The organism is Flavobacterium sp. GNP001 (genome assembly GCF_054343775.1).
This window is the reverse complement of sequence record NZ_JBTGUX010000001.1, coordinates 847,696-864,786: the sequence shown is the minus strand read 5'-3', so window position 1 is coordinate 864,786 and position 17,091 is coordinate 847,696. Positions and strand designations below refer to the sequence as shown.

Here is a 17,091-nt window from a genome sequence, read left to right as displayed (position 1 = left end):
TTCAATAAAAAAACCATTAAGAAAATTACGTTTCAACAGCAATTGAAATCTTGTATAATTTTCTTAATGGTTTTATTTTAACTTATTGCAATCCGTCAGCTATTTCAAATAGTCATCTGAAATTATCTCAGAAACTATCTTGAATAATTCGGAGCTTCTTTTGTAATGGTTACGTTATGTGGGTGACTTTCATTAATTCCGCTAGCAGTAATGCGCACAAAACTACCTGTTTCTTGCAGGGTTGGAATGTCTTTTGAACCACAATATCCCATTCCGGCACGAAGACCACCAATGAATTGTTGCATACTTTCGTTCAACTCTCCTTTGTATGGTACACGACCTACAATTCCTTCAGGAACTAATTTTTTTACGTCATCCTCTACGTCTTGAAAGTATCTGTCTTTTGATCCTTCTTGCATGGCTTCAACTGAACCCATACCACGGTAGGATTTGAATTTACGTCCTTCAAATATGATTGTTTCTCCTGGAGACTCCTTGGTACCTGCTAATAAAGACCCTAACATCACACAATCAGCACCTGCAGCAATCGCTTTTGGGATATCACCAGTGTAACGAATTCCACCATCAGCAATAACTGGAACTCCTGTTCCTTTGATAGCAGCAGCTACTTCAAGCACAGCAGAAAATTGAGGAAAACCAACTCCAGCAACGATACGAGTAGTACAAATTGAACCAGGCCCAATTCCTACTTTTACACCATCAGCACCATTTTCAACTAAATAACGTGCAGCTTCAGCAGTAGCAATATTACCAACAATTACGTCAATCTGCGGGAATTTTGATTTTACTTCTTTCAAAGTATTTACCACACCTTGTGTATGTCCGTGAGCGGTATCGATAATAATAGCATCTACACCTGCATTTACAAGTGCTTCGGCTCTTAACACTGCATCACCAGTTACACCAATAGCTGCGGCAACGCGCAAACGTCCGTATACATCTTTGTTGGCAATCGGTTTTTGGGTTAATTTAGTAATGTCTCTAAAAGTGATTAAACCCACCAATTTATAATCTGTATTTACAACAGGTAATTTCTCAATTTTGTAACCTTGTAAAACTACTTCGGCTTGTTCTAATGAAGTTCCTTCGGCAACAGTAACTAGATTTTCGCTAGTCATTACCTCAACAATTGGTCGAGAACCGTTTTTTTCAAAACGTAAATCTCTATTGGTAACAATCCCTTTTAATGTTTTACTTTCATCAACAATTGGAATACCGCCAATACCATATTCTTTCATGGCATTTTTAGCATCGGCAACAGTAGAACTTAATGGTAATGTTACTGGATCGATAATCATACCTGACTCCGCACGCTTTACTTTTCTAACCTTTGCAGCTTGTTGCTCAATAGTCATATTTTTATGTAAAACACCAATTCCACCTTCTTGAGCCATAGCTATTGCCATAGCACTTTCGGTAACTGTATCCATAGCAGCAGATACAATTGGAACATTTAGCGTAATATTTTTAGAAAATTTTGATTGAATACTCACTTCGCGAGGAAGCACATTTGAGTAGTTAGGAACTAATAAAACATCATCGTAAGTTAAGCCTTCACCGATAATTTTAGAGTTGTGTGCGATCATTGCAATTGTAGTTGGAGTTTAATTGCGTGCAAATATACACAATCTTACGCTAAAAATAAAGAACAAAGCTTATAATTGATAAAAAAACCATTAATTAACAACATCTTAAGATTAAGAGTAGCGCTTGCCGCTGGTAGAAAAGAATTGATTTTTAGCTGAAACATGCTCAAAATAATACCTGCACATTTATTCAACGATAAAGTCGAATTTCATCTAAACAGTAGTTATAAGGACAACTATCGCACCAAAACATTGAGACCAAACTGAAAACCAAGACTGTTTGCTTTGGTTACATCCCGATATTCTAATAAGTTATCCGCGAGAATATAAAAATTTACAGGACCTGCTTGCGTTGCAATTCCTAAACCTAAATTAGAATAAGAATACGAGTCTAACGTATAAGTTGCTTTGGCGTGAAAACCTTTTAAAATTTTACGTTGGTAATAAGCCGTCAGTGCCATCATGGGAGTTTTTGGCAAAGTCATCATAAAAAATTGAGCTCCAAAAGCGCTTTTGTAGGTTGGTTTTCCATTGCCATCTGAGCAGTTACATTCATCAGAGCGTTCCTCATCAAATGAATATTGAACGGAAGTATTAAATTTTGCAGGACGCCAAGTGGTGTATTTTACATTTAAAGTGTCTAAAGGAATGGCATCTTTAAAATCTTGAAAAACAGTTCCCGGGTCGTTTTGCTGGTTAAAATTAGGGACAACACCTTTGTATGCATAAGTTCCATTTAAGGTATAACTTTCTACATCTTTGCTGTGTTTAATAAAACCAACATCAATTATACTTCCTGTAATTTGAACATTTTCTTTAGGATAATAGGTGAATCCTAAATCAAAACCTAAGCCCAAATTACCTCCTAGCAATGTTCTTTTGGTAACATCTTTTTGAACATCAACTTCATTATTTGAATCAAAATAACTGGCTAAACCGGATGTGTTTAATTGCAATTGCGAGTAAATTTGCTGCTCATACACTGCGTCTGAGGAAGGAATCGTGTAAATGTATCCACTATTATTGGTACTACTAGCGTTGTAAATACTCGAATAAATCTTTGCTCGAGCTCCAACAATAAAATTAGAATTTAGTTTGGTTTGATAGCCCACATGAAAAACTGAAAGTAACTCTGCTTTCATGCTAATATCACTTAAATCAAATACTTTACCGATGTAATTTTGATTGCCCTCCAAAGCCAAAATAAGTGGATCTTTTGGGACATAAGTCAAAAAATCAAATTCTTGATACAAACCAAATGAAAGATAGGAATCAGTCTCGTCTCCCAAAGAGGATTTTAATTTAAAACCACCGCTTAAGATTTCTAATTGTTCATTGATTGCCATTCTATCTTTTGCTGTAGTAGAAAAGATAACATTTCTTAATTTGGTATTGAAATCGACACCATTATCAGCTAAAAGATCATACGCAGAAAATCCAGTGGAGCCGAAATTTGCCGAAACTCCAGATAAAAACGGAATCCCCGCATACCATTTATACGAAACATCAGCTCCTGGATTATACATTGCAGACTGCGGAATTGCTGCAAAATTGTATAGTATTTGCTTATTTTGAGACCACGAAACGACCGAAATTAACAAAAGGAAAGTTACTATCTTTTTCATTCGACAACTAAATAAGTAGTGGCACTTGAACGCAATATTAAATTCCCTGGACTTGAGGTTGTAAGTGCCGGTCCTGCCAACATTTGAACTCGAAAACCAATTCTGCGGGTTCTTTTTAGTAAATCTAGCTGCGCATTTTCAAAAATTTCGGTGCGACTTACTTTATTAGTACTACCAGTGTAGGCTGGAATATTAAAATTTGCACTGTAAACTGCTTGATTATTTACATCTAAAAAAACAACATCAATAACATAATTTCGAGCAATTGTATTTTCTAACTCAATAAAAATTTCAGCTTTCTTGAGTCTTTCTCTAAAAAACTTATCGTTAAAAAAATCAACAGTTGGAATATCCGACAATACGGTTTGCTCTTGTCCGTTACGAATGAAATCAGGTGCAGCAATATTGAAGTATGCCAAATTTGCTACAACAACGGGCTCAATTTTAATATCATTAACTTGATCAAAATCAAGATCACTAGCACACGAGAAGGAACAAATCCCGATAAAGAGCAAAAACACAAAACGCTGCAAGCTACAAATTTTCATAATCGAGTCTGAATAAAAAAGGTACAATATATTTTAGTAACGTAGCATCAACACGCTTATTGTAAAAACCACAAATGGTTGTGTTAATGGTACTCTCCAAATAACTTCGATGCTTCATTGTAAGCACTCTCAAAACTCATCGGACTCATGCCAGAATATTCTTTTTGAGCCGTGAAATAAGATAAGAGTTTCTCAGTTGGCATATTCCCCGTCAATTGATCTGTTGCCATCGGGCAGCCGCCAAACCCTTGAATCGCACCGTCAAAACGGCGACATCCTGCTTTGTAAGCTGCATCAATTTTTTCGAACCATTTATCTGGAGTGGTGTGCAAATGTGCTCCAAACTCTATTTCTGGATATTGCGGTATGAGTTCCGAAAACAAATACGAAATCACATCAGGAGTTGAACTACCTACAGTATCAGAAAGCGACAAAATTTTTACTCCCATCGAAGCTAATTTTTGAGTCCACTCGCCTACAATTTCAACATTCCAAGGATCACCATACGGATTTCCAAACCCCATAGATAGATAAGCTACCACCTCTTTATTCGATTGATCAGCAATATTTAAAATTTCGTTTAAAGTAATCAAAGATTCAGCAATAGTCTTGTGGGTATTGCGCATCTGAAAATTTTCAGAAATGGAAAATGGAAATCCTAAATATTGAATTTCAGAATGAGTTGCTGCTATACTTGCACCCTGAGTATTCGCAATAATAGCCAATAGTTTGCTTTTGGTTTGTGATAAATCCAATTGAGCCAAAACTTCGGCAGTATCTTGCATTTGAGGAATCGCTTTGGCTGAAACGAAACTACCAAAATCAATGCTGTCAAATCCAACACGTAGTAGTGCTTGTAAATAACTTACTTTTTTTTCGGTTGGTATAAAGGGCTTAATGCCTTGCATGGCATCACGCGGACATTCTATAATTTTTATTGGTTCCATAGAAAATCAAAGATAAAAAAAACAATTAGGATTAAAAAACGAAACTGCTACCCGATTTTTTAAACTTAATTATTTTTAAGAAGCTGCTTATTTATGGCTTTGATTAAAGCAGGACCTTCATAAATAAAGCCAGTGTACAATTGCAATAAACTGGCACCTGCTTCCAGTTTTTCTATGGCATCTTCAACAGTGTGAATACCTCCTACTCCAATGATAGGAAATGCTTTGTTACTCTTTTCACTTAAAAACCGAATCACTTCAGTCGCTCTTTTGGTTAATGGCTTACCTGACAAACCTCCCATTTCAGATTGATTTTCAGATTGTAATCCTTCTCTAGAAATAGTGGTATTTGTTGCAATTACTCCCGCTATTTGAGTCTCGGCAACAATATCAATAATGTCTAAAAGCTGCTCATCAGTTAAATCTGGTGCTATTTTCAATAGAATTGGTTTCTGCTTGGGCATAGCCTTATTTTGATTTTGAAGCGTTTGCAACAGCGCCGTAAGAGGCTCTTTGTCCTGTAAGGCTCTTAGATTGGGCGTATTTGGTGAGCTCACATTTACTACAAAATAATCTACATGGTCATAAAGTGCAGCAAAACAATACTCATAATCTGAAGTTGCCTCTTCATTGGGCGTTAATTTATTTTTACCAATGTTTCCACCAATTAAAACTCCATTGTTGCGTTGCAATCGCAACACAGCAGCGTCAACTCCACCATTATTAAACCCCATTCGATTAATAATTGCTGAATCTTCTTTTAAACGAAACAATCTTTTTTTAGGATTACCATCTTGCGCTTTAGGCGTTAGGGTTCCAATTTCGATAAAGCCAAATCCAAAATGCGACAACTCTTTGTACAATTTGGAATCTTTATCAAATCCTGCAGCAAGACCAACAGGGTTTTTAAACTTAAGACCAAAAACTTCTCTTTCGAGACGTTTATCCTCTACCCCATACAATTGTTTAAAAAACCATGGCATAGCTGGGATTTTCGATAAAAAACGAATAGCAGAAAAAGTAAAATAATGAACTTGTTCTGGATCAAAGCAAAAAAGTATTGGACGAATGATAATTTTGTACATAAATAAAGTAGTTGTGTGGTCACAAAAATAGAATTATCTGACCGATTATTACCCATCTATGCAAAAAAATACACAAGGAAATGGTTAGAATAACTTGTTTTAGCCATAAGTAATTTTCTTAACTGCAGTAATAACTTTCTGAAAAACAAATAGAAACAAAAAAATATCTAAATTAGTGGTTAAAGAACATGACATGTGCCAAAAATGGCATAGTTATGGGTATTTATAAGGAAGTATCTTAAAAATAAGATGCAATTGTTTAATAAATTTAAAAATAAACACCATGAAAATTAAAATCATAACCACTTTAGTACTACTGTTTAGTATTCAATTATTTTTTGCTCAAGAAGTTAAAACGGATAGTATTCCTTCAAAAGCAACCATTCTAGCAACGAATGACAGTATTAAAAAAGCTACTGCAGCAACTGAAAAAGCAATACGAGTAGAAGCTAAAGAGTTAAAAAAACAACTTAAAGAAGAAAAAGCAGCTTTACGCGAAGCTAAAAAAGAAGAAAAAGAGCAAAAACGATTTGAGAAAGAAAAAAAGCAGTTTGAAAGAAAACAAAATCGTATTGTAGCTGCTGAGAAATCAGTGAATAAAATCAAAACTCGAATTGTAAAAGCTGAAAAAGATTTAATTTCGAAAACTGAAAAATTAGAAAAAAAGAAATCGCGTAATAATTTAGATTCTACTCAAGTAGAAAAGGAAAATATTAAAATAAGTAAACAGCAAATAAAAATTAACGACTTGCAGGCCAAACTTGTTAAAGCCGAAGAAAAACTTAGCAAACTAAGATCTTAATATAAAGCCACCTTCGGGGTGGTTTTATATTGATTTGTATATCCTTAATTCACTTTTAAAAACAGCTTAGAGAACATTATAAAAGATATTTTTTTGCTACTGAAAGACTACAAATCCTCATAAAAAAAAGATTATATTTGCACAAAAACCAACAAAAATGCAACATATAATAGACCGTTTCATCAGTTACGTTATTATAGATACAGAGTCTGATGCGAGCTCACCTACTACACCAAGTACCCCAAAACAATGGGATTTAGCCAACAAATTAGTCGAAGAATTAAAATCAATTGGCATGCAAGACGTGACCATTGATGATAAGGCTTACATCATGGCAACATTGCCAAGCAACGTTTCGCATCATGTGCCTACAATCGGGTTTATTTCGCATTTTGATACCTCGCCTGATTTTTCTGGCGCCAATGTAAAACCTCAAATTATACCTAATTATGACGGAAAAGACATTGTATTAAATGCCGAAAAAAACATCATTTTGTCGCCAAGTTATTTCAAAGATTTGTTGCAATACAAAGGACAAACATTAATTACCACTGATGGAACGACTTTATTAGGTGCTGATGACAAAGCAGGAATTACAGAGATTGTATCTGCAATGGAGTTTTTAATTCAAAATCCAGAAATCAAACACGGAACCATCAAAGTAGGATTTACACCAGATGAAGAAATTGGTCGTGGTGCGCATCATTTTGATGTTGAAAAATTTGGCGCAGACTGGGCCTACACCATGGATGGTAGCCAAGTGGGCGAACTTGAATATGAGAATTTTAATGCTGCTGGAGCAAAAATTACATTCAAAGGTAAAAGCGTGCATCCTGGTTATGCTAAAGGCAAAATGATCAATTCGATGTTGATTGCTAACGATTTTATCAATGAACTACCAAAAGGTGAAACACCAGAAGAAACCAAAGGTTATGAAGGTTTTTTTCATGTACATCATTTGAACGGAACTATTGAAGAAACCGTTTTAGAACTTATTATTCGGGATCACAACAAGAAAAAATTCGAAAAACGCAAAGAGTTAATTGAAAAAATTGCTCGAAAAATCAACAAGAAATTTGCCAAGCAATTTGGAGAAGATATTGTAATCGCAGAAATCGCAGATCAATATTATAATATGAAGGAAAAAGTACTTCCTGTAAAATATATTGTTGACATTGCTGAAAAAGCAATGAAAGAACTCAAAATTAAACCATTAATTAAGCCCATTCGTGGTGGAACTGATGGCTCTCAATTATCCTACAAAGGATTGCCTTGCCCGAATATCTTTGCTGGAGGACATAATTTTCACGGAAAATACGAATACGTACCTGCCGAAAGTATGCAAAAAGCAGTGGAAGTAATTGTTAAAATAGCCGAATTGACAGCAAAACTATAACTGCATAATCCAATTCATAATACTAAAGTCTCCAAATTAATTGGAGACTTTTTTTTTGATATCAATCAAAATGACAAAAAGAAACGTACAACATGAAAACTTAACATTGATGAACGATTATAATCATTATATTTACTAACGTTAAAATAACAATTTGTTAACATTGAAATATAATTAACACTAAATAGTAATAAACTACTTACTCTATGACAACACAACAAGACGAAACAAACCTCCAACCAGAATCGACACCAACACCTGAGTCGCCAAAGCCTGCAAGAGCAAGACGCGCTCCAGTAGCAAAAAAAACGCCTTCTTCAGCAATAACTGCTACCACTGCTGAAAACCCAAGTGTTGATAGTGAAACTACTGATATTGAAAAACCAGCATCAGAAGACGAAGCTGCGAATTATCCTATCGAAGAAGTAAAGAACGAAGAGAATAAAAAGGAGAAGAAAGACAAAAAGGACAAAAAAGAAAAGGATAAAAACAAAGTAAAAATGAAAGATAAAGAAAAGAAAAAAGTAGCAAAGGCGAACGCCAAAGAAAAAGCTAAAGCCAAAGCTAAAAAAGCAAAGAAGGCAAAAAAAGAGAAAGCAAAAAAAGCCAAAGCGAAAGCAAAAATTAAAGCTAAAAAAGCAAAAGCCAAATCAAAAAAGGCCAAGAAAAACAAAAAGAATAAAAAGAACAAAAAATAAGAGTTCCTCATAAACGCAAAAAAGTCCCAAATTAAAATTCTAATTTGGGACTTTTTTTAGTGTTCGTAATTACTATTTCTTCAATAAAGCTGCGCTCATTTCCATTGAAATTGCGGAACGCTCCATTTTTAACTTACCAGACATTGTTTCAATAATTACTGTAGTATCTGCTAACTCTGAAACTTTACCGTGAAGGCCGCTTTTGGTAATAATTTTATCTCCCACTTTTAAGCTACTTTCAAATGCTTTCTCATTTTTAGCTCTTTTTTGTTGTGGTCTAATCATAAAAAAATAGATCACGACGAACATTAATAAAAAAGGTGCAAACTGCTGTAATTGTTCCATAATGCTTTTGTATTTGTGTTTTTGTATTACATCAAGCCACGACCAGCTTTGACGATTCGTTTGTTTGTATTTAATTCTTTTACCAAATTATCTAGAATTCCGTTGATAAAAATACTACTTTTTGGAGTAGAATATTCTTTTGCAATTTCTAAATATTCGTTCAATGTTACTTTAACAGGAATTGATGGGAATTTTAAAAATTCGCAAATAGCCATTTTTAAAATGATGGTATCAATTTCGGCGATACGCTCACTGTCCCAATTTGGCGTTTTATCCAAATATTCTTTGGCTAAATCTTTCTCATTCAAAACTGTTTTGCGAAACAAATCGCGACCAAAATCACGGTCTTCAATATCTTTAAACAATTTAGGAACTCTAAAATTATCATCTTCACCGTCCTTAATCGCCTTTAATTGCTTAGTAATTTGCGTGTTCACTACAGGAATATCGTCTACCCATGTCAACTTATCATCTTCAAGGTAGTCGTATAATTTTTCATTAGGAACAATAACTTCAGCAAAAAGGTCCGCTACAAATTGACGATCTTCTTCAAAGGTGTTTACTGAATTACGCATGTAATTGGCGTACAACTCGCTCGCTTTTACCTCATTCAACAACAACAAAATATAATCGTCGTTAAGTGACCAGTTGTTGATTTTACGATTTTCTAGAGCAATACTTAAGGAATTGTTGTCAGCTAAAATCTGAAAAATCTTGTTTTTAATAAATTTCTCGTTTGGTTTGCGTTCCTCCGGAGTTGCAAGATGTTTCAAGCTTGACTTATGCAAATAAACCGCTTCGGTTTTACATATTTCGATCAAGGAAGAAAGCATTATGAGGTATAAATCTTGAATATTATCGATACTGTAAAAAAGGAATTTTTCTTCTTTTTCCAAATTATCTGAACCGCTTTGATGCATCGCATATATGGATTGCATAACTTTCACGCGAATGTGTCTTCTATTTACCACCTGATAAGAACTTTTTAATTAGGGCGCAAAAATAAGTATTTCCTTTTTTAAAATAAAATTTATCCTTGCTTATTTTAGAGGTAATCGGTGTCCAGTCTCGGTTTTCAGTAAAACCTAATCACCAAGACTGAACACTAATTACTAACTATTTTGTACTATTTTCAATTTTTCTTTGATTGATTCTATTTTGTGCAATAGTCAATGCAGCATGATGCGTAGTCAAGTTGTTTGCTGTTGCAAAATCAAAAATCTCTAAAGTTGTATTGTAGATATTTTCTGTTTTACGCATGATTTCTTCTTTACCATAGTGCGCTAACTCAGCATAAACATTGATAATTCCGCCCGCATTAATCAAGAAATCAGGTGCGTATAAAATTCCTCTTTCTTGCAAAATAGCTCCGTGAACATTTTCATCTGCCAACTGATTGTTTGCTGCACCAGCAATAACTTTTGCATTGATTTTATAAATCGTATCGTTGTTAATAGTTGCTCCCATTGCACATGGCGCATAAATATCAACATCGGCAGTGTAAACATCTTCGCCACGATAAATTTGAGCTTGGTATTTTGAACTAACCTCAGCTAATTTTTCTTCGTTGATATCAGCAATAGTTACTATCGCTCCTTCTTTCGATAAATAATCTACTAGTGATTCTCCAACGTGGCCAATTCCTTGTACCAACACTTTTTTACCACTCAATACATCAGATCCAAATTGTTGCTTAGCAGCTGCTTTCATTCCAAGATACACACCGTAAGCTGTAATTGGTGAAGGATTTCCAGCACCACCGCGTGACTCAGAAATACCAGTTACATAAGGCGTAACATCTCTTACCAAATCCATATCAGCAGTTTCCATTCCTACATCTTCAGCAGTTATATAACGTCCACTTAATGAATGTACAAACTCTCCAAATTTACGCATCAACTCAGGTGTTTTTTGTGTTTTGGCATCACCGATAATAACAGCTTTACCTCCACCAATATTCAAACCAGTGATTGCTGATTTAAAAGTCATTCCTCTTGATAAGCGCAAAACATCATTCAAGGCATCCCACTCATTGGCATAATTAAACATCCTGGTACCGCCCAAAGCTGGTCCCATTACTGAATTATGAATACCAATAATTGCTTTTAAACCCGTATCTTTGTCATTGCAAAAAACAATTTGTTCGTGATCATCAAATGACAATTGACCAAATACCGGATCCATTTTTTGAAGTTCCTTTCCAGTTGTGAAAGCTGCATTCATAGTGTAAGTTTTTATAGTGATAAAATTATGAATTTGTCAAAAAGACATTTCAAATGTAAACAAATAATACAAAAACCATGCATTTTGATTTAAAAAACAGCAAATCAGCAATTTTACAGATTTAAAAAATAAGCAACACTATCAACTAAATAAGCATTTTATCACAAGATAAAATCCATTTCAACACAGAATTTTAAACAAAAATGAAAGAATTACGTTATTTAAATAAATATTTCGTCAAATACAAATACAGCTTTTTATTGGGAATTCTCTTTACGATTATTGCCCAAATATTCATGTTGTACACCCCAAAACTTATCAGTCAATCATTTAAAGCGATTGAGGCTTTCGCCAAAGATACAACGGTATCCAAAGACGTAATTTATGAGGAGCTAGTTTCGAATATCCTGATGATCATCGCAACTACAATTGTAGCTGGATTTTTAACTTTTTTGATGCGCCAAACACTTATTGTGATGTCTAGGCATATCGAATTTGATTTGAAAAATGAGGTTTTCCGTCAGTATGAAAATTTATCTCAGAATTTTTACAAACAAAACCGAACTGGCGATTTAATGAACCGCATAAGCGAGGACGTTTCTAAAGTGCGTATGTACGTGGGCCCAGCAGTGATGTACACCATCAATACCGTTTTTAGGTTTGCCATTGTGATTGTGTACATGTACAACGTTTCGCCAACTTTAACATTGTACACCTTGTTACCGTTGCCGATTTTGTCCTATGCCATTTTTAAATTAAGTTCTGAAATTAACGTTCGAAGTACTATTTTCCAGCAGTATCTTTCTAAAGTATCTAGTTTTTCGCAAGAGATTTTTTCTGGCATACGTGTCATAAAAGCTTATTCACTTGAAGAACAACATCAAGCCAATATGGTCGATTTAGCTACCGAAAGTAAAAATAAAAGTTTGAGCTTAGCCAAAGTACAATCGTTATTCGGTCCGTTAATGTTGGCCTTAATCGGCATAAGTAACTTGGTCGTGATTTATTTCGGCGGGATGATGTATATCGATGGAACAATAAAAAGCATTGGTATTATTGCAGAATTTATCTTGTACGTGAACATGCTGACTTGGCCTGTAGCCTCATTAGGTTGGGTATCGTCAATGGTGCAAGAAGCAGAAGCATCCCAAAAGCGACTCAATGAATTTTTAAAAATTGAACCTGAAATTCAAAACAAGACTACTCAAAAATCAATTATCGAAGGCGCCATTGCTTTTGACAATGTAAGCTACACCTACGAAGACACGAATATAACCGCATTGCATAACATCTCTTTTACGGTTAAAAAAGGAGAAACCTTAGCAATATTAGGAAAAACAGGATCTGGAAAGTCGACCATTTTATCGCTCATTTCACGAATGTACGATGTAACTAGCGGTACAATTTCTATTGATGGCAATGAAATTAGTACCGTCAACTTATTCGATTTACGAAACAGTATTGGTATAGTTCCTCAAGATGCGTTCCTATTTTCGGACAGTATCAAAAACAACATCAAGTTTGGAAAGGAGAACGCCACTGACGAAGAAGTACAAAATGCAGCCAAAAGCGCCGTGGTGCATGACAATATTATGGGCTTTAACAAACAATACGAGACCGTTTTGGGCGAGCGTGGAATTACACTTTCAGGCGGACAGAAACAGCGCGTATCGATTGCGAGAGCCATCATTAAAAACCCACCTATTTTACTATTTGATGACTGCTTATCTGCTGTAGATACGGAGACGGAAGAAACTATTTTGAACAACTTGTTTCAAATTTGCAAAGACAAAACAACAATCATTGTGAGTCACCGTATTTCATCTGCTAAAAATGCCGATAGAATTCTGATTGTAGACAACGGACAAATCATTCAACAAGGTTCTCATAATCAATTGATAAATGAAGAAGGCTATTATGCCGACCTATATTTGAAACAACTTTCAGAAAAAGAAATGCTGTAAATGTTGGATAATCCATATTTTTTATAGATTTTTGGAAGCTAGTTAACAACCATAAATTGACTGAAAGGATTATGAGAGAACATGACATGTTAGAAAAAGAGGAGATTTTTTCTAAAGTTTTAAGAGCTGGAAGAAGAACTTATTTCTTTGATGTGAGAGCAACTAAAGCAGACGATTACTACATTACCATCACTGAAAGTAAAAAATTTACTGAAGAAGACGGTTCTTTTCATTTTAAAAAACACAAAATCTACTTGTACAAAGAAGATTTTGCTGCCTTTGCAGAGATTTTAGAAGAAATGACCTCTTACGTTTTAAACCATAAAGGTGAAGAAGTAATTTCAGAAAGACATCAAAAAGATTTCAAAAAAGAATATGCAACCGAACGTTTTGAAGACGATGCATTACCACAAACATCAAACTTTACCGATTTAGATTTTGATGATATTTAATTTTCAGTTACTTACTTACCCAAAAAAAGTCCAAGAAATTCAATTTTTTTGGACTTTTTTTATTCCTACACTAATCTGATTTTAAAGACTCATGACAACACCTTTAGTAAGCACTGAATGGCTTTTAGAACATTTGCACGATCCTGACCTCATCTTACTTGATGCTACGGCCAATGAGAATCAGGCACAACTACAGCATGATCAAACAGACATAGAAATTGAAGGCAGTCGTTTTTTTGATCTCAAAAATAATTTTAGTAAAAAGAACAGCTCCTTGCCCAACATGCTGCTTCATCCTGATGATTTTGAAAAAGAAGCGCGTGCACTTGGAATCAATAATTCGAGTAAGATTGTAATTTATGATCGTTTAGGAATCTATTTCAGTCCCAGAGTTTGGTGGATGTTCTCGATCATGGGAGCACAACAAGTAGCGGTATTAAACGGCGGGATGCCCGAGTGGATTAAAAATGGCTTACCTACACAAGCAAAAACCAAAAATCCTAGGTTTGCCACTGGTGATTTTACTGCACAATTCTGCGAGAATGCGGTTCGTAATAAAGATGAAATACTTGTAAATCTGAACACAAAAACCGAAATTGTCATTGACGCTCGCGAGGCAAATCGATTTGAAGGAAAAGTACAAGAAACTCGCAAAGGGCTTCGGTCGGGTCACATTCGCGAGTCAATAAATATTCCTTACACAAACGTACTAAACAATGGGAAGTTCAAAACAATTCCAGAATTGAAGCAAGTGCTACCTCAACTTAATAAACCTGCCATTTTTAGTTGCGGCTCCGGAATCACGGCTTGCATTACCTTACTCGCTTTTGAACTTATTCAACAAAAAAACAATGCTGTTTATGATGGTTCTTGGACAGAATGGGGTTCAAACAATGATTTACCAATAGCATAAAAACACTTAACCAATTCGCAATCCATTTTCAACCTTAAAATCGGGCGCAAGCAAAACAATATCGCCCTCAGCTCCTACTGATCCTAAAACCAAACATTCGCTAAAAAACTTCCCAATTTGTTTCCTGGGAAAATTTACAACAGCAACAATTTGTCGATGTAATAAATCTTCTTTTTGGTATCGTTGCGTAATTTGCGCAGATGATTTTTTAATTCCAATATCACTTCCAAAATCAATTGTCAATTGATAAGCCGGTTTTCGGGCTTCTGGAAAATCGTTTACTGCGGTAATTGTGCCTACACGCATTTCTACTCTTTCAAATTCGCTCCAGTTTAAAGCTGTATTTTCTGTTTCCATTTCATACTGTTTTAGTCTTTCAATAATAAAAAAAAACTCCCAAAATTTTCATCTTGGGAGTTGCTTTATCAGGTTAGAAAGATGCAATTATTTTACATCCATTAATTCTACATCAAAAATTAGAGTAGCATTTGGTGGAATAACTCCTCCAGCTCCTCTTGGACCGTATCCTAAGTCAGATGGAATTACAAAACGAGCCTTATCTCCTACTCGCAATAATGCAATACCTTCGTCCCATCCTTCGATTACTTGACCTTGACCCAATTTAAAATCGATTGGCTTTTTTCTTGGGTATGATGAATCAAAAACTTTACCATTGTCTAATGAACCTTGGTAATGAACAGAAACTGTTTTTCCGTTTTCAGCTTGCTTTCCGTCACCTTTTTGGATGAATTGGTAACGTAATCCACTTGCTGTTTTTTCAAATCCAGCTGCTAATTTTTCCATTGCCGCCTCTGCTTCTGCTTTCAATGCTGCGTCTCTTTTGTTGCGCTCTCCTTTAAAAGTAATAAAAGCCTCAATTGGATTCCAATTTTTAGCTTCGTCACCTTCGCGAATAATTTCAATTGACTCTAGTGTATCACCTTGAGCAACAGCATCAACAACATCTTGTCCTTCAACAACATGACCAAATACAGTGTGTTTGTTATCCAACCAATCTGTATTTACGTGTGTGATGTAAAACTGAGAACCATTTGTTCCAGGTCCTGAATTGGCCATCGCCAAAACTCCCGGACGGTTGTGCTTTAAACTTGGGTGAAATTCATCATCAAATTTATAACCCGGATCTCCAGTACCTGTTCCTAACGGGCAACCACCTTGAATCATGAAATCAGGAATAACGCGGTGAAATTTTAAACCATCGTAAAACTTTACTCCTTGCGGTTTAATTTTATTTTCTAAATTCCCTTCTGCTAATCCTACGAAGTTACCTACCGTTCCCGGCGTTAAATCGTGTGTGAGTTTTACTAAAATAGCACCTTTTGTGGTGTTGAATTTAGCATATATTCCGTTTTCCATTTTTTATAATTTTTATTGAAGTGCAAATTTACGAAAATAAATTTAAAAAGGGAATTGGAGGATTTGTCGATTAAAAAGTAACAAAAAAAGGCGCGATTGCTGCCAATTTTAGTTTAGATTTGATTTGCAGTATAATTACTAGCAGCGCGATTCTTATTTGTATTTTTGTTCGTTTTCCTCAACCCTAAAGAGTACTATTTTTTCAATCAAATCATAAGGAATTGGTTGCTTTAACGGAAACTGCACAGATCCTTTTCCTTGCTTGTATTTTGATAACGCTTCAGCAAATGCTGCGTGACCCGTTGGTGTGGCATAAAAGCCGATATGATTTTTAAATCCCGCAAAATACACCAAGGGTTTGCCGAATGTTTTGTAAGCAGGCATTCCGTAGGAAATACTTTCAACAGCTGTTGGCGTATTTTTAATAATTGTCAACCGAATATTCTCCAAAAGCAATTGCATCGTTTGAGGAAATGATTTTATGTATTCGTCTACAGATTGAAAATCAGTTTTCATAATTCCATTTCTTGATGATATTGGCGTTTGAAGTTACTAACGCCAAATTAAGATTTATCTTGTGGCACGACAGCGGGTTTAAGCATAAAATAAGCTCTATTTTCGGATTTACCACTCGAGCAATTACGAACAGTCGATGCAAATCATCCCAAATACAGGACTATTTCTCCATTAATCCAATTGCCCAGATCCGTTGAAGTGGAAGTTATATGCTCGCTTTTTTCCTTCCATTTCTCTCTACATATAATTTTCATCTTGCATTTTTCTAAACTCTTCTTTTGAAAATTTAAATTTCGAATTTGATCATCCTTGCTAATAAAAACGATTGCTTCGTTCCAAAAATCTTTTTGAGTCAATTGTTGATTGAGCCTTTTTAAAATTGATTCAGCTTCACCAATATACACTTGGTCTCTGCCCGTATCATCTTTACCAAAGAGTAAATACACTCCTGTGCTTTTTAAGTCATCACGATCTGAACAATCCTTAATTTTAATTCTTGGGATTTTATATGCTTTTCCTGACCAGTTGGAAAGTTCGCAACTCATTCGTCCATTTGGTTCTCCGTCAATGAGAAAAATTTTTATTGTCTTTCC

Annotated in this window: 18 protein-coding genes; 6 read left to right on the top strand and 12 right to left on the bottom strand. The window is 35.0% G+C overall.

Annotated elements, in window-relative coordinates:
- Positions 1 to 134: 134 nt before the first annotated feature.
- From guaB to ACXX8U_RS03600, 5 genes are all read right to left on the bottom strand, one after another.
- Positions 135 to 1,607, bottom strand: coding sequence for an IMP dehydrogenase (guaB, locus tag ACXX8U_RS03620; protein ID WP_458564648.1), 1,473 nt, complete (start codon positions 1,605 to 1,607; stop codon positions 135 to 137).
- A gap of 236 nt (positions 1,608 to 1,843) precedes the next feature.
- Entirely contained in the window at positions 1,844 to 3,232 is a 1,389-nt protein-coding gene (locus ACXX8U_RS03615; protein ID WP_458564647.1) for a DUF5723 family protein, read from the bottom strand.
- Complete coding sequence (locus tag ACXX8U_RS03610; RefSeq protein ID WP_458564646.1) at positions 3,229 to 3,780, bottom strand: hypothetical protein; 552 nt, start codon at positions 3,778 to 3,780, stop codon at positions 3,229 to 3,231. Before ACXX8U_RS03610 ends, ACXX8U_RS03615 begins: the two co-directional genes overlap by 4 nt.
- 83 nt (positions 3,781 to 3,863) lie before the next feature.
- On the bottom strand, positions 3,864 to 4,727 hold the full coding sequence (locus tag ACXX8U_RS03605) for a hydroxymethylglutaryl-CoA lyase (RefSeq protein ID WP_458564645.1): 864 nt from the start codon (positions 4,725 to 4,727) through the stop codon (positions 3,864 to 3,866).
- Positions 4,728 to 4,792: 65 nt separating this feature from the next.
- On the bottom strand, positions 4,793 to 5,812 hold the full coding sequence (locus tag ACXX8U_RS03600; RefSeq protein WP_458564644.1) for a quinone-dependent dihydroorotate dehydrogenase: 1,020 nt from the start codon (positions 5,810 to 5,812) through the stop codon (positions 4,793 to 4,795).
- A 283-nt stretch (positions 5,813 to 6,095) separates the two neighbouring features.
- Here ACXX8U_RS03600 and ACXX8U_RS03595 point away from each other — a divergent pair, with 283 nt between their 5' ends.
- From ACXX8U_RS03595 to ACXX8U_RS03585, 3 genes are all read left to right on the top strand, one after another.
- Positions 6,096 to 6,614, top strand: coding sequence for a hypothetical protein (locus ACXX8U_RS03595; RefSeq protein ID WP_458564643.1), 519 nt, complete (start codon positions 6,096 to 6,098; stop codon positions 6,612 to 6,614).
- A 157-nt stretch (positions 6,615 to 6,771) separates the two neighbouring features.
- Positions 6,772 to 8,010, top strand: coding sequence for a peptidase T (gene pepT / locus ACXX8U_RS03590; RefSeq protein WP_458564642.1), 1,239 nt, complete (start codon positions 6,772 to 6,774; stop codon positions 8,008 to 8,010).
- Between the two features lie 206 nt (positions 8,011 to 8,216).
- Complete coding sequence (locus ACXX8U_RS03585) at positions 8,217 to 8,708, top strand: hypothetical protein (RefSeq protein WP_458564641.1); 492 nt, start codon at positions 8,217 to 8,219, stop codon at positions 8,706 to 8,708.
- A gap of 72 nt (positions 8,709 to 8,780) precedes the next feature.
- Here ACXX8U_RS03585 and yajC read toward each other — a convergent pair whose 3' ends face one another.
- The 3 genes from yajC to ACXX8U_RS03570 all read right to left on the bottom strand — a co-directional run bounded on the left by yajC (position 8,781) and on the right by ACXX8U_RS03570 (position 11,276).
- Positions 8,781 to 9,053, bottom strand: a complete 273-nt coding sequence (yajC, locus tag ACXX8U_RS03580) for a preprotein translocase subunit YajC (protein ID WP_458564640.1) — start codon at positions 9,051 to 9,053, stop codon at positions 8,781 to 8,783.
- A 26-nt stretch (positions 9,054 to 9,079) separates the two neighbouring features.
- On the bottom strand, positions 9,080 to 9,991 hold the full coding sequence (nusB, locus tag ACXX8U_RS03575; protein ID WP_236363446.1) for a transcription antitermination factor NusB: 912 nt from the start codon (positions 9,989 to 9,991) through the stop codon (positions 9,080 to 9,082).
- A gap of 178 nt (positions 9,992 to 10,169) precedes the next feature.
- Positions 10,170 to 11,276 carry a Glu/Leu/Phe/Val family dehydrogenase gene (locus ACXX8U_RS03570; protein ID WP_458564639.1) on the bottom strand — a complete coding sequence of 369 codons (1,107 nt, stop codon included), beginning with the start codon at positions 11,274 to 11,276 and terminating at the stop codon, positions 10,170 to 10,172.
- A 203-nt stretch (positions 11,277 to 11,479) separates the two neighbouring features.
- On the opposite strand from ACXX8U_RS03570, the gene ACXX8U_RS03565 reads away from it, so the two are divergent.
- From ACXX8U_RS03565 to ACXX8U_RS03555, 3 genes are all read left to right on the top strand, one after another.
- Complete coding sequence (locus ACXX8U_RS03565) at positions 11,480 to 13,240, top strand: ABC transporter ATP-binding protein (protein WP_458564638.1); 1,761 nt, start codon at positions 11,480 to 11,482, stop codon at positions 13,238 to 13,240.
- Between the two features lie 71 nt (positions 13,241 to 13,311).
- Positions 13,312 to 13,692 carry a PUR family DNA/RNA-binding protein gene (locus tag ACXX8U_RS03560; protein WP_166134790.1) on the top strand — a complete coding sequence of 127 codons (381 nt, stop codon included), beginning with the start codon at positions 13,312 to 13,314 and terminating at the stop codon, positions 13,690 to 13,692.
- Between the two features lie 91 nt (positions 13,693 to 13,783).
- Positions 13,784 to 14,605: a sulfurtransferase gene (locus tag ACXX8U_RS03555; RefSeq protein WP_458564637.1), complete on the top strand. Its 822-nt coding sequence runs from the start codon at positions 13,784 to 13,786 to the stop codon at positions 14,603 to 14,605.
- Positions 14,606 to 14,611: 6 nt separating this feature from the next.
- Here ACXX8U_RS03555 and ACXX8U_RS03550 read toward each other — a convergent pair whose 3' ends face one another.
- The 4 genes from ACXX8U_RS03550 to ACXX8U_RS03535 form a co-directional block, all read right to left on the bottom strand.
- Positions 14,612 to 14,962, bottom strand: a complete 351-nt coding sequence (locus ACXX8U_RS03550) for a tRNA-binding protein (RefSeq protein ID WP_458564636.1) — start codon at positions 14,960 to 14,962, stop codon at positions 14,612 to 14,614.
- Between the two features lie 87 nt (positions 14,963 to 15,049).
- Positions 15,050 to 15,982, bottom strand: coding sequence for a peptidylprolyl isomerase (locus ACXX8U_RS03545; protein WP_458564635.1), 933 nt, complete (start codon positions 15,980 to 15,982; stop codon positions 15,050 to 15,052).
- A 153-nt stretch (positions 15,983 to 16,135) separates the two neighbouring features.
- Positions 16,136 to 16,498, bottom strand: coding sequence for an iron chaperone (locus ACXX8U_RS03540; RefSeq protein ID WP_458564634.1), 363 nt, complete (start codon positions 16,496 to 16,498; stop codon positions 16,136 to 16,138).
- A 143-nt stretch (positions 16,499 to 16,641) separates the two neighbouring features.
- Positions 16,642 to 17,043, bottom strand: a complete 402-nt coding sequence (locus ACXX8U_RS03535) for a GIY-YIG nuclease family protein (protein ID WP_458564633.1) — start codon at positions 17,041 to 17,043, stop codon at positions 16,642 to 16,644.
- Between the last annotated feature and the right edge of the window lie 48 nt (positions 17,044 to 17,091).

Excerpts from the sequence above, each read along its gene's own strand:
- guaB (WP_458564648.1), bottom strand. The coding sequence starts at position 1,607 with ATGATCGCACACAACTCTAAAATTATCGGTGAAGGCTTAACTTACGAT.
- ACXX8U_RS03615 (WP_458564647.1), bottom strand. The coding sequence starts at position 3,232 with ATGAAAAAGATAGTAACTTTCCTTTTGTTAATTTCGGTCGTTTCGTGG.
- ACXX8U_RS03610 (WP_458564646.1), bottom strand. The coding sequence starts at position 3,780 with ATGAAAATTTGTAGCTTGCAGCGTTTTGTGTTTTTGCTCTTTATCGGG.
- ACXX8U_RS03605 (WP_458564645.1), bottom strand. The coding sequence starts at position 4,727 with ATGGAACCAATAAAAATTATAGAATGTCCGCGTGATGCCATGCAAGGC.
- ACXX8U_RS03600 (WP_458564644.1), bottom strand. The coding sequence starts at position 5,812 with ATGTACAAAATTATCATTCGTCCAATACTTTTTTGCTTTGATCCAGAA.
- ACXX8U_RS03595 (WP_458564643.1), top strand. The coding sequence starts at position 6,096 with ATGAAAATTAAAATCATAACCACTTTAGTACTACTGTTTAGTATTCAA.
- pepT (WP_458564642.1), top strand. The coding sequence starts at position 6,772 with ATGCAACATATAATAGACCGTTTCATCAGTTACGTTATTATAGATACA.
- ACXX8U_RS03585 (WP_458564641.1), top strand. The coding sequence starts at position 8,217 with ATGACAACACAACAAGACGAAACAAACCTCCAACCAGAATCGACACCA.
- yajC (WP_458564640.1), bottom strand. The coding sequence starts at position 9,053 with ATGGAACAATTACAGCAGTTTGCACCTTTTTTATTAATGTTCGTCGTG.
- nusB (WP_236363446.1), bottom strand. The coding sequence starts at position 9,991 with ATGCAATCCATATATGCGATGCATCAAAGCGGTTCAGATAATTTGGAA.
- ACXX8U_RS03570 (WP_458564639.1), bottom strand. The coding sequence starts at position 11,276 with ATGAATGCAGCTTTCACAACTGGAAAGGAACTTCAAAAAATGGATCCG.
- ACXX8U_RS03565 (WP_458564638.1), top strand. The coding sequence starts at position 11,480 with ATGAAAGAATTACGTTATTTAAATAAATATTTCGTCAAATACAAATAC.
- ACXX8U_RS03560 (WP_166134790.1), top strand. The coding sequence starts at position 13,312 with ATGAGAGAACATGACATGTTAGAAAAAGAGGAGATTTTTTCTAAAGTT.
- ACXX8U_RS03555 (WP_458564637.1), top strand. The coding sequence starts at position 13,784 with ATGACAACACCTTTAGTAAGCACTGAATGGCTTTTAGAACATTTGCAC.
- ACXX8U_RS03550 (WP_458564636.1), bottom strand. The coding sequence starts at position 14,962 with ATGGAAACAGAAAATACAGCTTTAAACTGGAGCGAATTTGAAAGAGTA.
- ACXX8U_RS03545 (WP_458564635.1), bottom strand. The coding sequence starts at position 15,982 with ATGGAAAACGGAATATATGCTAAATTCAACACCACAAAAGGTGCTATT.
- ACXX8U_RS03540 (WP_458564634.1), bottom strand. The coding sequence starts at position 16,498 with ATGAAAACTGATTTTCAATCTGTAGACGAATACATAAAATCATTTCCT.
- ACXX8U_RS03535 (WP_458564633.1), bottom strand. The coding sequence starts at position 17,043 with ATGAGTTGCGAACTTTCCAACTGGTCAGGAAAAGCATATAAAATCCCA.